The following is a 16,679-nucleotide window of genomic DNA, read 5'->3' as shown; positions in this document are numbered from 1 at the left end:
TCTATTACTTCTTGCTTGCTGCAAAAGCATCCAGTTGAACCTGTAATTCAGCCATAAACTTGTCGAATCCGGCGCCTTCCAGCTGTTTCTTCACATTGGCAAGATCGGCATCGATATCCTTGGTAATGCCTACTGACAGCGGAACGATATACTGCGATTTAACCGTTTCCATGCTTGCAAGCTCTGCAGCCACATTAGATGTGGCAAGCCCGAATCCGGCCAGTGGACTTTGACCATTCTCTTCCGCTTTCTTGGCACCTTCATTCTGCAATTTATCGTTAATGGCTTGCCATTCGTCCGGATATTTCTCCTGCAGGTTCATATATCCATCATATAGCCCCGTCCAGCCTGGCTTTTTGTTCTCCGATTTGATGCCTTCATAGCTAACGAATTCGCCAGCCAGCTTGTAATTCTCTCCTTCAACACCGTACTGCAGCAGATTGTAGTACGTTCGATCGGTGTGAGCTTTTTCGATAAGCTTCAGAGCCGTTTCGACGTGTTTGGAGTGAGCACCAATCGAGATCATGGTGATATTATCCGGTGCCATGAACGGCATGTAGGCCGGAATATTGTTGAAATAATAATCAAACCAGCCATACTCAAAATCAGGATGCAGCTCTTTCAGTGCACCAACATAACTGCTGCTGACAGCACCAAAGTGGTTGTTAAATTCAAGCGGCTTTTTGTCGGCTTTCATCAATTCCAGCGTCTCGCTTGTCGCATTGCCCTGAGCAGCCAGTATATCGTGGCTCACAATGCCATCTTCATACCACTTTTTGGACCGCTCCAGTACCTGCTTATACTCAGGTGTGTCGTACATGCTGATCGCCTTGTATGGCTCATCCAAGGTGGCAACGACGTACCCTTTTACCAGATCCAGATATTTGGAACCAGCAACCAGAGTCCAGACGTTATCCGCGAACCGCTTGTCATTAATCATCGGTGTGTCTGGATAAGCTTCTTTGGTCTTGTAAAGATATTGTTCTACGGTATCCAGATCTGTAATTTCCGGTAATCCCCACGCTTTGCGCAGATCTTCACGGAACAACAGGCCTTCTCCGCCGCCTCCCGGCTTATTGTACTGTGGAATGCCGTAGAGACTGCCGTTAATCTTCACGGTATCCAGTGTGCCTTTATAATGCTCCACCAGATCAGGCACCTCTCCCAGCAGTGGGGTCAGATTCGCAAATGCATTCTTGGTGGCAAACGATGCAAAGTCCGACCAGGCGCCGCCAACATAAACATCGTATTCCTTCGCGGCGATAGCTCTGCTGATCTGATTCTTTTCGTCTCCCCAAGGCACAAAGTCAAACCGAATAGTTGCCCCCAGATCCTTAATCGTTAGCTCATCCAGTTGCTTGTAAAAGTTGTCCATGCCACTGGCGGGGGCATTTCCCATCGTGATACCCTTCAATTGCACAATCGTCTTGCCATCGGATGTCGGTGTGCCTGAACCTTCGGTAGCACCTTTGTCCGAACCCCCATTCGAACATGCGGAAAGGATAACCGTGAATACCATGAGACAAGACAGAAGTGATTTTCTAATATGTAGCGCTTTCAAAACAATCCCCTCCATTATGATGATATTTTGTATGTGGAGCGACCAGGGCAGCCTTTCACCCTATCCTGATCGTGTAAAACCATAACCATTTATCCCTTCACGCCTCCAACAATCAGACCGCTGACAAAATGACGCTGCATGTACGGATACAACAGTATGATGGGGCCCGTTACTAGCATGGTAGTTGCCAGCTTCATCGTCTCACTCGGCAGTTGATCCACGACAATTTGGGCATCCCTGACGGCATCCGTCACACGGGATAACATACGATAAAGCAGATACTGCAATCCCCATTTCTCCTGATCTGAAATCAGGTACAGACTATAACCAAACCAGTTATTCCAGTAACCCAGTCCAAGGAACAGTCCGATGGTTGCGCTCACAGGCTTCGACAGTGGAAGAACAATCTGCCAATAGATTCTGAAATCGCCTGCCCCGTCGATTCGTGCCGACTCCATTAAGGAATTGGGAATGCTTTTGACATAGTTGCGGAACAGGAACACATTAAATGGAGAGATCATACCCGGAAGGATAATCGCCCACAACGTATGATTGAGATGCAGCACATTGGCGACCACCAGGTAGGTGGGAATCAGTCCTCCGCTAAACAGCGTGGTAAAGTAGATAAAGAAGGCAACCTTGTCCCGGTGCTTAAAATCCGGACGGGATAGAATGAATCCGCTCATGGACGTTGTCAATAATCCGAGCAACGTACCCAGCAACGTAACATAGATGGTCACGAGATACGCCCTGCCAATTTCCCCTCCCAGGGTGGTAAAAACAATCTTGTATGCATCCAATGTGAAATCCTGTGGCAGTAGTGAGTAGCCATTAACTACAATTTTGGATTCATCACTCAGTGATCCTGACAGCATCAGGATAAATGGAGCGACGCAGATTAGTGCTACCAAGCCAACAATGACCACAGCCATAACATCGAATATTTTCGAGCTTGCATCCACTTTTAACTTCTTCTTGTCAGATGTTGCAGCAAGTTGTGCCATCAGGCTTCCTCCCATTCGGTTGACGATTAAAATAAAGAATTTTCACGATCCACTTTACGCACAATTGCGTTTACCGTCACAACAAGTACCAATCCGAATATCGATTGATATAGACCTGCCGCCGTCCCCAGTCCGAGACTGAAATTCACGGTTAATGAACGGTACACATACGTATCAATAATGTCGGTTGCATTCAGCAGCAGTCCGTTGTTGCCGATTATGTTCCAGAACAGATCGAACTGTCCCCTCATAATTCCTCCGATGGAAAACAAAACTAGAATGATAACCGTCGGCTTCAAAAGCGGCAGTGTAATGTACCGAATCCGTTGCCACTTGCTGGCGCCATCGACATAAGCTGCTTCGTATACGCTTTCATCAATACCCATAATAGATGCCAAATAGATAACCGTCCCGTACCCTAGTCCTTTCCAGATTTCGATAATGACGATAATGAACGGCCAGACCTCAGGTGACTGGTAGAAGTCAAAGCGCTCGAAACCCAATGACGTAAAAACGTTGTTAAACACACCATACTTGTAGTTGAACAGATTGTATACAATGGAACCAACCACGACCATCGAGACGAAGTAAGGCATGAACATCAGCGTCTGCGACGTTTTCATGAATTTCTTGAATGTCAGTTCCCTAAGCAGAACCGCCATGGCGATCTGACAGATGTTGCCGAGTACAATGAAGGCCACATTATAGAGCAGCGTATTGCGAGTCAATTTCCAGACAATTGAATCCCAGCCTCCTTTGAACAGGAACTCGAAATTTTTCAACCCAACAAACGGACTGAACAACCCCTTGCTAAAGTCATAGTCGGTAAACGCGTTGTAAAGACCCGCCATGGGAAGGTAGTTGAATAAGGTGAAAAACACGACCAGGGGAATGAGCATAATATAATATGTTTTGTGTTCCCTGAGGTCTGCAAAGCGCCTTTTCTTCTGTTTGAGCGCTTTTGTCATTGCTATATTTGGTTCTGCCATCGTATCACCCTTTCCTTGCTTCCTATTGTAGTCCGACACAACACCTCTCTACTATTCGAATTTCACAAGATTTCTGGTACTTTTCGATGAAAATGCAAAACAAAAGCGACAGGTATAAATACCTGTCGCCATGCTCACATCTTATTCCATAAAAGGCTGCCGTTGTCTGCTTCGTTTACGGCGCCCAATGTTACCGCCATTTTTTTCATCAAAATCATGTACTAGCTTGCTTCAATTCATGTATATCCCGAAAAACCATCGGAACATTGATGATTACACTTGTGCCTCTGCCCTGAACTGATTCATAATGTATTCCATCCGTTTCATTATAATAAAACTCCAGCCGTTTGCGGATGTTATGTACGCCGTATCCGCTGCCTTGATGGCGGTGTAGCCGAGAGGGGGATTGCTCTAAGCCAGGGCCATCGTCAGTGACCACGATCCGTACTCGCCCCTCCTCTATGCCTCCCGTAATTGTAATGATGCCACGGCTCTCAGGCTTTTCCAGAATACCGTGTACAATCGCGTTCTCAACTAGAGGCTGGAGCGTAATTTTGGGCAACATACATTCCATTACCGCTTCGTCTACGTGTACATCGAATTGGATTTTGCCTTTGAATCTCTTCTGCTGAATGCTTACATAGATCTCAGATAAGCGCAGTTCATCCCTCAGAGTTACGAAGTCTTCCCCTTTGTTCAGAATCAACTTGTAATAATCAGAGAGAGCGTACACGACCTGCTGGACGTTCTGCTTCTCTTCTTTCTGAGCCATCCAGACGATCATATCAAGCGTATTGTACAGAAAATGCGGGTTAATCTGGGACTGCAATGCCCGCAGTTCTGCCCCTTTCTTATCTTGCCCAAGCCTGTACTGATTGTCCATCAGTTCCCTGACACTGTTAATCATATAATTGTAGCTGGATACCAGATGACCTACTTCGTCCTCCCTATTGGGAATATCCAGCGTGTTTAATCTGCCTTGCCGAACCTGACTCATTCTGTTCATAAGCAAGAAGATGCGACTCGTAATGGATTTTGTCACCGGGATGATGCATACCAGTAGAGCCAGGCAGACAAGCAAGTATACGAAGAGCACCTTGTTTCGCACCTGATTCACGGCTGTAGCTGCCGTATCCGGAGATATAACGGAATGCAGGAACAGATTGCTCGATCCAACTCTCGAATCTCGGACGATATAAGAGGAGTCACCCACTCTGACCTCTTCAAACTGGTTTCGGCTCATCTGAGATCTGTATCCATTTCGTTGTTCCAACTCCGCATGTCCATTGCTGATGACTACTTCTCCCTCATCCGTATCCAAGTAGACCAGCTGCTCCATGGCTAAGTTCATGATATAGGGCTGAAGCTGAGGCAACTCCACACGCAGCGTTACGATGCCTACCGGCTTGGAATAGTCATTAATATTCCACAGCACTCTTCCCAGCGCTAAATAACTCACGGACGATGTGCTGCTCTCATCTTTCATCATTACCCACACCGCTTCGCCGCCCCCTGCAACGATCTTCCTGACCCAGGGCAATGACGACACCTGAGCATATGGACGATACATCGTTGCATGTGGACCCGTTATGACGAAGTCATCATTAATATAATATACGATACCGTTAATCTCAGAGTTTGTCTGAAGAATACGTGTATAATCCGTAATCCGTTCAAAGGCGGACAGCTGCTCCCACACCTGCATACGCTCCGGGTCCTTGGAGAAAACCGCATTGATTTGCTCGTCAATCGTAATCATCGACGACACTTCCTCAATATGGGAGAATTTGCTGGACAGCAGTGATAAAGTTTGGTCAAAACTTTGGTTGGCTGCATAGTTCTGTCCAGTGATTACAGAATTACGAAGTTCGCCGTATGTCGCCGAGAAAGTAATCATCAATGGAATAATGCCTGCGAGTGCCAGCAGAATGACCAGTTTTTTTTGCAGAGATAGATTGCCCAGCCACTTCAGAACCCTCATTGGGAAAACTTCTTTCGATATTCCACAGGTGTTACGCCCGTAGCAGCCTTAAACACCTTGGCAAAATATCCTGCACTGGCATAACCGGACATTTTCGAAATATCGATCATTTTGAAGTGCTCCTCAAGAATAAGCCTCTTGGCAAGCTCCAACCGATAGTCATTCAGATACTGTTTAATCGTAGTTCCTGTCTCTTGCTTGAAGAGAACACCAAGATGGGCGGTGGATAAGTGCACATAGTCGGCAATCTCCCGCACATCCAGGTCTACATCACTGCAATGGTCAGATATATAGTTCATCACACTACGAATCAAGCCCGAATATGGCGATATCCGTGTGAACTCCTCCTGATACGCATGAGACAGCTCAAGCATGTGATCCTTCACCTCAAGCATTGTACAGCATTCGTTCAACTGCTTCTCCACATCTTGAATCTGAACCATCTTCCCCATGTGGATCAGTACACCATTTCTCTCCTTGAACAGCGCATTGGCAAACGTGATACACATGGACAGCACTCTTTCTCTTGCCAAATCCCCTTCCTCCAGCACTCTGTTACAGAACGTCTCCATCCAGTTGATCAATCCTACCGGTTCCTGCTTCAGCAACCGGTAGAATTCAGGATATATGTCGCTTCTGAGCCCTTGTGGTGAGTAATTCACCGGATCATATTTGAGGTAACACAGATCTGGCTTGAAAAAAACACGTTCCATGGCCAGTGCCGCTTCGCGGAAACTTCTGGATACTTCCTCCAGTCCGGCCACTACCTGCCCAGCTGCAATACGAAGCTCGCTGTATTCCCTGCATAGCGTTTCTGCCAGTACCCTCACCATCTCCTCATTCGGTCGGGGCAGTGCCACGACAAGCAGCAAACGGTCATAATCCAATTGCTCGCCGATGGTAGCAAGATTATGTTGTTCCCAGTAGTTCTGGATGTTGACGGCATCGACCAGCATTTCCTTGTTGAACTGGGATACGATCAGGCATACATAGCTCGCATGTACCGGATAACCGATCTCCTGGGCTTTGCGTCTAAGTTCATCAGCGGGGTGGGACTTCGTTCTCAGCGCATTAGCCAGCTTCACACGCTCCAGGTTCATCTTCTGATCCAACAGCAAATGCTGCGCCCTCCGCTCGGCGATATAATGTACTGTTTTCTGGATGGCGTTCTCCATCTCCGGTAACTTGATCGGCTTTTCCACATAATCGACGGCCGAGAGCTGAATCGCGCTCTTCAGATAAGCCACATCCATGTACCCACTCATGAATAACAGCTTGCTATCCGGGCAGACTGCCACGAACTGCTCGGCAAATTCGATCCCATTCAGCTTCGGCATGCGTATATCCGTAATGACAATTTCGGGCCTTTGAGCGGTTGCAATACGTAAAGCCTTGGCTCCATCCTCGACCTGAAGCACCTCATGTACACCGAAGCTCTTCCAGTCGATAGCCTCCACTAGCCCTTCTCTTGTATAATCGTCGTCATCGGCAATCAATACTTTCATCGCGATGCCCCCCTTTTTACAATGTACAGCTAAGGTGCTCATTAAGATAGCGCTTACATTTATAAGCACGATCCGCTTCCTCGCCCTTTCTATCCTTCATATCGGTATATTATATCAACAGGGTCGCCTTTGGCTATCAATCAATTCTGAGAAATATACATTTCATCCAATTAAATCGGGCAAAAATAATTAAGGTGGAATTAAGACTCTGTTTTCTCTCCAATAAGATTGGGCATATATGATAGAGAAAATACAGAGAGAGTATGTGAGAGTTGATGAAAAAATTACGCAGAAGATTATTTAAGACGTTTATATTTGGAGCAGTGGCTTTACTTCTCCTTCTGGTTACAGGCTTGATCTATCAACAAGTGAGTACTCGTCAGGATCAGAAAACATTTATTCCGCCTGGAAAGCTCTACAGTATACATGGAGACAATATGCATTTATATACGGGTGGTCAAGGAGATACAACGGTTATCCTTGCATCCGGATGGGGTACAGCTGATCCTTATGTGGATTATTATCCGCTCTATGAAAAGCTTGCACCTTACACGAAATTCGCAGTTTACGATCGCTTTGGCTATGGTTATAGCGATATGACCGATAAGAAACGCGATGTCGATACCGTGGCAGATGAATTGCACGAGTTATTAGAGGTATCTGGGCAAAAACCACCATACGTTCTGGTGGGTCACTCACTCGGTTCGCTGGAAACGCTCCGGTTTGCGCAAAAATATCCGGATGAAGTACAAGGTATTGTCATGTTGGATGGGGGAAGTCCGGAATATTACGCCAATGACACTGACGATATGGCAAGTGTGATTGGTGGCTTCATGAACCAATTCCGTATCAAAACAGGTTTGTTTCGGTTGACTTTACAGTCTGACGCTGTTGTGGAAGCTTCCAATGCCAATCGCAACGGCCTGAAGTTTGTACCAGATGATCTGAAGAAAATAGATACAACGGCTCTATTACTTAACTATGGGAATGCCAACACCGTGGATGAGTTGCGTGAAATGACAGCCAATGCCAAGGTTGTCGTCGACAACAAAAAGCCCTTCCCGTTTCCGCTTACCATAGTGACCGCAGATTACTTCGGAGCCAGTGAGCCTATATGGGATAAAACCCAAGCTGAATTTACGTCCTGGTCAGAACATTCCAAACATGTAACTGTTAAGGACACCGAGCATTATATTCATCAATATCACCCGGATCTTGTAGCCGATGAAATATTGGAACTGGTAAAGTAGTAGATTCCCTGAACAAACGTTAAACTATATAAATTGAATTAAACATTTACACAAGAACGTAGAGGACAGAAATAACCTGAAGAAGCGGAGCGTTCGCCTTTATACCCGGATTTTCCCCTTTGAAAAAGGGAATCCAAAAAAATCTGGGGATAACAGCGATCGGAAGGTTGTTCTGTCATCGGAGTGGCAAGTGTAAAATTCTTTAGTTCAATTTATATAGCAATACAATTCGTTTCAAAATATAACCCTAACGATTCTGGTAATCGTCTGGGTTTTTATTTCATTAAAGGTCTCACTGTGCTAGTGCTGTCCTCGGTGTTTGCGATCTGAAATGTGCTAATGCCTCTTGGACCTCCGCGGTCGTGAGACCGTGTCGATCAAAATAATGCACGACCTCCTCCAGGTCAGCTCCATCGCCGCTGTATATCCGCTCAATCTTTCGAATAATCTCTTGTTGTAATCGCTCTCGAATCCGCAGGCAACTGACAGGTTCACATAGCCAAAAATCAGTTCGTTTGACCTCCCCTGTTGCAGTCCATAACAAATTCTCATATCGTATGACATCCCAATCGAGATAACTCGCCTGTATCTGCTGAAGTTCTGTTGAAAACATATCATATATTAGATTGTGCGGTATGTGTCCGTACGCTGCCCGATACTGTCTCAGGTTGAATCCTTCAATCCATTCTGTCAGTAGAAAATTCCCCGGAGCGTACGCATACAATTCGGGAACATGATGATTGTTTTGCAATGACAAGAGCGCCTCACATTCCAATTCTCCATCCACTTTTCCACGAGGTGTATATACCTTAAGGCAGTACTCTTGTAAACGATAAACAACCGACTGCTTTCCCATTAGTGAAGCTTGCATGGTCAGATGACCGTTTTTCTCGTATCGATCTAGCAATTGTTCAATATTCGCAGGAATTGATTTAACGATTCTCATAAAGACGTCTCCTTGATTATAAAATACATTCTAAAACGTTTTCCTCTATCCGTTATCATTCATTAATCTACTCTCTATATTATCTTTAAAATTCCATATGAACATATACAATTTCATCAGAACATGAACTATTTGCTTCCAACATCGAGATTTATTCTTTTCGACTGGCAGGTTTATTTTCACTCTAATGGATGGAACCCGTTTCATGTCAAGGTACAAAAAAACGATGCCCTCTATTGAAGAGAGAGCATCGTTTCATTTCTTATATGACTTTCAATTAATGCATAGGACCTTGTTGGCCCTGCTGAGCACCGACCTTAACTCGTTTTACGAAGAGTGAAGTGATCAGTCCAATCACAGCAAGAACCAGTGCGAAAATAAATGCATTTTGTACACCGGATGTGAAACCTGCCAACTGATTCTCTGGGCTCCCAGGATCCGTCACTCCGCTCAAGAAGCGGGTCTGACCTGCACTCAGTATACTTACCGCAACAGCTGTACCAATAGCCCCGGATACCTGCTGCAATGTATTCATAATTGCCGTTCCGTGAGGATAGAAATCAGGTGGCAATTGATTCAAGCCGTTGGTTTGTGCAGGCATCATAATCATTGAAATCCCGATCATCATGAACACATGCAGCGTAATAATCTTACTCAAAGTCGTTGTCGGAGTGATTCCTGTGTACATGAAGAGTACAACAGTCACGATAGCAAGACCAATAATCACAAGCCATTTCGGACCGAATTTGTCAAACAGACGCCCCATAACTGGGGACAAGAATCCATTCAGCAAGCTGCCCGGCAGCAGAACCAGACCGGCAGTCAGTGCCGTAACTGCCATACCTTGTTGCAGGTACATCGGCAGGATCAGCATGGATGACAACATCATCATCATACAAAGGAAGATCAGAATCAAGCCGACTGTAAACATTGGATATTTGAACGCCCGCAGATCCATCATCGGCTGTTTCATTCTCAATTGACGGATGCTGAACAGCAGCAAAGATAATACTCCAATAACCAGTGTGGCTACAACGATAGGACTGGTCCAGCCACCGCCACTTTCCCCATGTCCTCCTGCACTACTGAATCCGTACACGATTCCACCAAAGCCAAGTGTGGAAAGTACAATGGAAAGAACATCAATTTTGGGCTTCGTCAATTTCGAAATATTCGGTAAGAACAGCAAGCCACATACCAATGAGATTATGAAGAACGGCAATGAGATCCAGAAGATCCAGTGCCAGCTCAGGTTAGCCAGAATCAGACCGGAGATACTCGGACCACTTGCTGGCGCAAACATGATAACCAAACCAATCAGTCCCATGGCAGCACCACGTTTTTCGATCGGGAAAATAACCAATATGGTGTTAAACATCAGTGGCAACAACAGAGCTGTACCTACTGCCTGTAGTACTCGTGCCACTAATAGAATTTCGAAGCTAGGTGCAAGCGCAGCAACAAAAGTTCCTGCTATCGAAAAAATCAGGGAAGTTGTAAACAGCTGTCTTGTAGTAAACCACTGCAACAGCATACCGGATACCGGTACCAAAATTCCTAATACGAGCAAATAACCTGTCGTTAACCATTGAATCGTTGTAGGTCCAACTTCCAGCAAGCCCATAAGTGGTGTCAAAGCCACATTTAGTGCCGTTTCACCGAACAGACCAATAAAGCCGCTAAGTAGCATGGCGAATAAAATCGGAAATACTTTATATTGTTTTGTTTCTTGTTGATCCTGTACAGATCCAGCCTTCATTGAAGCCTCCACGATCCCATCCTCCTCAAACAATCTGACGATTTCTATTTCTCTCTTTACGAAGCTTATTGCTTCTCTTTTGCATTCTTCGCCACAACGGACAAATAATCAGCAGCCGTCAGCAAAGGCTGTTTGTCCTGGTTGGTCAGGCTGATAATCAATGCGCCCTCCATTAAGGAAATGACGAGAAGTCCCATCTCTTGTGCTTTCTTTTCACCTATGCCATCCAAAATCAGATGTTTCGTAATGATTTGCTGCCATCCTGCAAACACGTCCTGACAGGCAATTCGCAATTGTTGACTGATGCATGAGGTCTCCACGGCTGCCCAGAAACTAAATGGAAGAAAACCCGTAAAACCTGCCGCCTCCGTTTCAATCGCTAAGTCATGAATAAATTGCTGAATGGCATCCCCCGTATTATCATGGGCTGCAAATATTTCTTCAAACTTCTGCAGAATGTTTTCATTGGCTTTTTGAATGCATTCATGAGCGAGCTCTTCCTTGCCATGTGGGAAATAATGATATAACGAGCCTTTTGGCGTACTGCTCTCCTTAATAATCTGATTTAGACCGGTCGCATGATATCCTTGTGAAAAAAACAGTCTGGCTGCTGTGCTGACGATTAGTTCTCTAGCATTAGACTTTTCACTCAATAAAGCCACATCCTTAAATGAATTATAACAATCGGTCTATATAATTAAAACCGTTTCGAAAAACACTGTCAACCCTTATATTTAGGCCAATTTTCATGATAGCGCTATCAATTCAGTGCTTAGAAAGAACAGGAACAAATTATCCTTGATAACATTTTAAAAACATAATATCCTATTGGGATAGTACGCATTAAGCATGATATCCTATTGGGATAGTATGCATTAAGCATGATATACTGATCATTACAATAATGAATAGAAAGGTGTTTGCCATGGAAATGCGAATGATCAAGACCTTTCAAACGATTGTAAAGCTCGGGAGCTTTCAACAGGCAGCAGAAGCTTTGCAGTATTCACAACCCGCAATTACGCTGCATATGCAGAAACTTGAGGCCGATCTTGGTATGAAATTACTGGATAGAGGAAAAAAGATTAAATTGACGGAAGCGGGGAAAATATTCTACGCCAGAGCCGATCAGCTTCTGAAGGAATACGAGTATTTAACAAATACAATCACCGACATTCAACAGGGACAAGCGGGGTTTGTACGAATTGGAGTATCCGAGCCAACAGCCAGCCATCGGCTTCCTGCTATTCTGTCTTCTTTTGTAAAACAGAATCCCAAGATTAAGCTCAGCGTGCGCATCGGGGATAGCAAGCTGCTTAATGAGCTGCTAATTGATGAGCAGCTTGACTTTGCCGTCTGTCCTTCTCCTGAAACCAGTATGGATACCGAGTTTCAACCGCTGCTTTTTGAACCGATGGCGTTGCTGTTGTATGATTCACATCCATTTGCTCAGGGTGATGAAATCCATTTAGCAGATCTGAAAGGACAACAATTTCTGTTCACGCCCCCCAATTGCCCGATTCGCATCCGCATTGAGCAGCTATTGGCCGAGAAAATCGACAGCGATTATCAGGGAATCGAAATAAGTAATATCCGGTCTCACAAGTATTATGTACAAGCCAAATTAGGCATAACCATCGCTCCGATTGCAACAATCTGCCCAGCCATTCCCGGTACTGTTATCCAAAAAATTGCCGATCTCAAGGTTGGGCCCATTGCAGGCATTTTGCGCAAGCGAAATATACCGATTGGTTCCGCGAGCGAAAAGCTCATGCTCGACATTCGAGCTGCGCTGCTTCAGAGCAATTTATATGTTCCCGAATTTGAACTCCCTTCCCAGCTGGCTATGCCATAAATGGACTCACCAGCTGCCATTCTATTTTCTTTATTAGGACGCAAACTGTTACTTGAGTCTGCCTGCCGTGCGTCCACCATCAACCGTTAATATGCTGCCTGTAATAAATGAAGCCTGGTCAGAAGTTAGATACAATATCGCTTGGGGAGCATCATCCGGACCTGATGTCCGGCCTAGCGGTGTAATTTTGATCATATGTTCCGTATGCTCCTTCGTCATCACACTAACCTCGCTGCCGGGTGCATAACCCGGCACAACCGCATTCACCCGAATGCGATAGGGCGACAACTCCAGGGCAAAGGTTTTGGTCAGCATCTCGATCCCTACTTTCGAAACCGAATAATTCCCCATGCCGACACCTGCTGTGGAAGCTGCTCCAGAGCTTATATTAATGAAGGAACCTTCTACCTCGCTCGCAATCATCTGATTGGCAAAATGCTGAGTAAGCAGGAATGGTGCTGCCAGATTTAGATCCATCGTCTCATTCCAATGTTGAAGCGTCATGTTCATGAGTGTGCGGTATGGATATATTCCCGCATTATTGATGACGATATCCGGCGCTTTCCATTGCTGTTCGACCGCTTGAACCAATTCATTAATGGAGTGTTCATCCACAAGATTCGTTACATGCCAGTGAACATCCACTCCCTCCTGCTTCAGCTTATCTACTGTATTTCGTAGCGCATCCTCCCGGATATCGGACAGATAAAGGCTCGCGCCTTCGGCGGCGTATGCTTGCGCAATCCATTGGCCAAAGACACCTGCCGCTCCGGTAATGACTACCTTTTTCCCTGCAAATGTTCGTTCCGGCATGACAGTCGCTCCTCTATACCATGATGTTCTTGCTGTAAACAGGCTGCTTCACCTTGGGTTAATTCCAAACGAGATTATTTTCGGCCTCCACGACAAGTCGCTCTGCCTGCTTTATCTCATAACCAATTCGATTCACCTGACGTATAAGTGATGTTTGGAGTCTGAAAAAGGCTTCACTGCCTACTTCGGCTACCGCCAGAAGTTCGATGTCTGACAGCGCAGGCACAAGTGTATGACTGCCTGCGGCATCATGATCATACCGGCTGCCTCGAACATAATTAATGGGAACCAGCGATCTGCTAAGTGACAATATCGTTCGGTTCGCTTCATTAACAGAAGCATCCGGCAGGGACGTAGAGCCTATCCGGTCATAGAATTGGTCCGTGGCATTCTGTAGCTGCTGGACCCTGCTTGTTAAGCGCGAAAGATCAAGCTTGTCTCCGATAAGCTCTCTATAATAGCCAATTCGTTCGGAAAGGGTTCGGATCGCCTGTCTCTGATCAATTGGAATAATGGGAGCAGAAGCAGTATTATAGACGGCAGCTACGTACACTTTGCAATCACGGGCCAGATAATCTCCATCAATTTTGTCCAGCGTATCCTCTGTCGTATGCCACCACCAGCCAAACCAGCCCTCAGGCTGATAGGACAGCCCCATAAAAGCTGACGGAAGTCCAGCACCCCAGAAGGACTGATCTCCCGACCTCCCAAACGGGGAACCGCAAAAAGGTTCATCCGTGACGATACGTATGGCATCTGCACATAGTGTCCGTGTCTCTGCCATTGTATTTGCTGCACCGAGATGACTCGCTCCCTTGGCGGCTACGGAATCAATATTGATATGCAACACCCCGTTTTCGTGCAAATCTTCCCAATGAAGATCGCTGTATAATGCAGAGCCAGCATATCTGCCGTGGGAATGGCCTGACCAAAATGCGAACCGAACGGAGCGCCGAAGCGTGTCGCGATGCAATGATAATACCCGTGCCGTCTCCACCATGACTGCATTGGCGGAGCCGTTATCCATCGCGCCATAATGCCATGAATCCACATGCCCGCTAAACAGCACAAAGGATTCGGGTTCTTCCGTCCCCTGTATCTCAGCAATCAGGGTCGGAATGTTCACCCAGTCTGTACGCACTTCCGCGGTCAACGTAATCTCTACATTCTCTCTTTCTTCCGCGGCGATTAAAGACTTAATCTGCTCTCCATCCGAATGGTTGACCGACAGAACCGGAATGGACGGATAGCCATCATCCTCTGGTGTCGGATTTCCCCACACGGAGGAAACGATCATTTCATGCGTATACGCACCACTATTGATAAATATGACCGCCGCTGCACCCAACTGCTGCAAACGATATATCGTGGGCCCATTCGCAAGTCCGTGAACGATCACCGCATGACCTGTCACTTGATTAGCCCAGACGCTCTGGTCTGTATCCTTTAGCTCTATGAATCTCAAAAGCGTGCTCAAACGTTCCGCCTGGGCTGACATGGAATGTGTAATAGCTGCAAAAGAAATGCCTCCGACCTTAAGTTCTGCTCTGACAGGAATACTGATGTAGGCTTTGTTAAACGTAAGCTCTGTGGTCAACCCAAAGTCCTCAAGCTGTTCCTTAATATAATGAAAAGCCCGTAATTCCTCTTCGGAACCCGACAAACGAATTTCCTTCGCAATCTGTCTGTTGTATTCAAGCAGCAGATCACGGTCGATCTCATGCAGTATCGAGTCTACCTCCGACTGTTGCTGCAACTCAGTCATGTCGATCCCCCCTGTCCTCATTGCCTGCTGCAACGCCGAGCGCAATCCTTGATTCATCCTCACTGCTCTTGTTCAAGTAACGGATGGCTGCTTCTCCAAGAACCGATATTCCTGTAACAATCGCTTGCTCATCAAAAATAATGGAATCACTGTGAAGGGGCAGCTCTGAACGGGCATCTTCTTCTGTAATCGTGCCGAGCCGAAATATGGCACCCGGCACATATTCGAGATACGCACCAAAATCTTCGGCGCCCATGGATGGCTCCTTCAGATACACCACAGCTTCCTGACCAATGGTATCTGCCGCTGCCTGTTCAATCACATCGACGATATGATCATCGTTTATTACAGGAGAACCGCCGCGGTAGTAATCAAATTCCGCTTTACCACCGAACCCTTCCGCAATGGTCTCAATGAGTCGCTTCATATATACTGGCACAGCTTCACGCGTCTCAGGATTGTGCGTACGAATGGTACCTCTGAGTTGGACCTCCCCAGCGATAACGTTATAAGCATTGCTATTGCTTTGCAGTTTCGTGATCGAGATGACGGAAGAATCAAGCGGAGACAAGTTTCGGGATACTACCGTTTGCAACGCAGTTATAATCTGGGCTGCAATGATGACCGGATCGATGGTTCGATGCGGATAGGCAGCATGTCCACCTTTCCCCGTCACTCGAATATCAAAAGCATCTGCCGCTGCCAGCATGGCCCCTTTTCTCAAACCAATCTTGCCAGCAGGCAAATCCGGCCACACGTGGAGCGCAATGATCGCATTCACTTCCGGATTATGCAATACACCTGCATCAATCAGATCCGTTGCCCCTCCCTGAACTTCCTCAGCAGGCTGGAATATGAACTTCACCGTTCCCTGAAGCTCATCCCTGTGCTCACTTAATGCCGCTGCTGTTCCAAGAAGAATGGCGGTATGCACATCGTGCCCGCAAGCATGCATCACCCCTTCGTGAACGCTGGCAAACGGCAATCCTGTCTTCTCTTCAATAGGTAGTGCATCCATATCGGCGCGAATTCCAATGGTTCTTCCCTCACGTCCTCCTTTCAAAAGCCCAACAACCCCTGTTCCGCCTACACCCGTCTGTACTTCGAGGCCAACATCCTCCAAAAATTGAGCAACCAGCTTGGCCGTTTCAAACTCCTGGTGCCCAAGCTCAGGATTCTGGTGAATATGGCGGCGAAGCCGTATAGCCTCGTCCTTCCACTTTTTGGCTGAACTATGAAAACTCATTGTTT

13 protein-coding genes are annotated in these 16,679 nt (G+C 46.2%); 2 read left to right on the top strand and 11 right to left on the bottom strand.

Annotated elements, in window-relative coordinates; genetic code table 11:
* Positions 1-4: 4 nt before the first annotated feature.
* The 5 genes from ACDJ58_RS12315 to ACDJ58_RS12295 all read right to left on the bottom strand — a co-directional run bounded on the left by ACDJ58_RS12315 (position 5) and on the right by ACDJ58_RS12295 (position 7,040).
* Positions 5-1,561, bottom strand: a complete 1,557-nt coding sequence (locus ACDJ58_RS12315; RefSeq protein WP_413378254.1) for an ABC transporter substrate-binding protein — start codon at positions 1,559-1,561, stop codon at positions 5-7.
* A gap of 89 nt (positions 1,562-1,650) precedes the next feature.
* A complete protein-coding gene (locus tag ACDJ58_RS12310; protein ID WP_413378252.1) occupies positions 1,651-2,565 on the bottom strand; it encodes a carbohydrate ABC transporter permease in 915 nt (304 codons plus the stop codon).
* 26 nt (positions 2,566-2,591) lie between these two features.
* Positions 2,592-3,554 (bottom strand): ABC transporter permease, encoded by a 963-nt coding sequence (locus ACDJ58_RS12305; RefSeq protein ID WP_413378250.1) that lies wholly within the window; start codon positions 3,552-3,554, stop codon positions 2,592-2,594.
* Positions 3,555-3,768: 214 nt separating this feature from the next.
* A complete protein-coding gene (locus ACDJ58_RS12300) occupies positions 3,769-5,535 on the bottom strand; it encodes a sensor histidine kinase (RefSeq protein ID WP_413378248.1) in 1,767 nt (588 codons plus the stop codon).
* Positions 5,532-7,040, bottom strand: a complete 1,509-nt coding sequence (locus ACDJ58_RS12295) for a response regulator (RefSeq protein ID WP_413378246.1) — start codon at positions 7,038-7,040, stop codon at positions 5,532-5,534. Before ACDJ58_RS12295 ends, ACDJ58_RS12300 begins: the two co-directional genes overlap by 4 nt.
* Positions 7,041-7,315: 275 nt before the next feature.
* On the opposite strand from ACDJ58_RS12295, the gene ACDJ58_RS12290 reads away from it, so the two are divergent.
* The gene (locus ACDJ58_RS12290) at positions 7,316-8,290 is read left to right on the top strand and encodes an alpha/beta fold hydrolase (protein ID WP_413379637.1); all 975 of its coding nucleotides are present in this window, start codon (positions 7,316-7,318) and stop codon (positions 8,288-8,290) included.
* Between the two features lie 292 nt (positions 8,291-8,582).
* Here the strand turns inward: ACDJ58_RS12290 and ACDJ58_RS12285 are convergent, their stop codons facing one another.
* The 3 genes from ACDJ58_RS12285 to ACDJ58_RS12275 all read right to left on the bottom strand — a co-directional run bounded on the left by ACDJ58_RS12285 (position 8,583) and on the right by ACDJ58_RS12275 (position 11,648).
* On the bottom strand, positions 8,583-9,236 hold the full coding sequence (locus tag ACDJ58_RS12285) for a hypothetical protein (RefSeq protein ID WP_413378244.1): 654 nt from the start codon (positions 9,234-9,236) through the stop codon (positions 8,583-8,585).
* Between the two features lie 277 nt (positions 9,237-9,513).
* The gene (locus ACDJ58_RS12280; RefSeq protein WP_413379635.1) at positions 9,514-10,995 is read right to left on the bottom strand and encodes a DHA2 family efflux MFS transporter permease subunit; all 1,482 of its coding nucleotides are present in this window, start codon (positions 10,993-10,995) and stop codon (positions 9,514-9,516) included.
* Between the two features lie 65 nt (positions 10,996-11,060).
* Positions 11,061-11,648, bottom strand: a complete 588-nt coding sequence (locus ACDJ58_RS12275; protein WP_413378242.1) for a TetR/AcrR family transcriptional regulator — start codon at positions 11,646-11,648, stop codon at positions 11,061-11,063.
* 272 nt (positions 11,649-11,920) lie between these two features.
* Between ACDJ58_RS12275 and ACDJ58_RS12270 the strand changes: the two genes are divergently transcribed.
* On the top strand, positions 11,921-12,850 hold the full coding sequence (locus ACDJ58_RS12270; RefSeq protein ID WP_413378240.1) for a LysR substrate-binding domain-containing protein: 930 nt from the start codon (positions 11,921-11,923) through the stop codon (positions 12,848-12,850).
* 48 nt (positions 12,851-12,898) lie between these two features.
* Here the strand turns inward: ACDJ58_RS12270 and ACDJ58_RS12265 are convergent, their stop codons facing one another.
* Genes ACDJ58_RS12265 through ACDJ58_RS12255 form a run of 3 tightly spaced genes read right to left on the bottom strand, consistent with a single transcriptional unit; the run spans position 12,899 to position 16,674 of the window.
* Positions 12,899-13,663 (bottom strand): SDR family NAD(P)-dependent oxidoreductase, encoded by a 765-nt coding sequence (locus tag ACDJ58_RS12265; RefSeq protein WP_413378238.1) that lies wholly within the window; start codon positions 13,661-13,663, stop codon positions 12,899-12,901.
* Positions 13,664-13,721: 58 nt separating this feature from the next.
* Positions 13,722-15,428 carry a M28 family peptidase gene (locus ACDJ58_RS12260; RefSeq protein ID WP_413378236.1) on the bottom strand — a complete coding sequence of 569 codons (1,707 nt, stop codon included), beginning with the start codon at positions 15,426-15,428 and terminating at the stop codon, positions 13,722-13,724.
* Positions 15,421-16,674: a M20 metallopeptidase family protein gene (locus ACDJ58_RS12255; protein WP_413378234.1), complete on the bottom strand. Its 1,254-nt coding sequence runs from the start codon at positions 16,672-16,674 to the stop codon at positions 15,421-15,423. The genes ACDJ58_RS12260 and ACDJ58_RS12255 overlap by 8 nt, the downstream gene beginning before the upstream one ends.
* Between the last annotated feature and the right edge of the window lie 5 nt (positions 16,675-16,679).

The sequence above is a fragment of the Paenibacillus taichungensis genome (assembly GCF_047302525.1).
Taxonomy (GTDB): Bacteria; Bacillota; Bacilli; order Paenibacillales; family Paenibacillaceae; genus Paenibacillus; species Paenibacillus taichungensis_B.
Note: the sequence above shows the minus strand (reverse complement) of the source record. Positions and strands in the feature narration are given on the sequence as shown.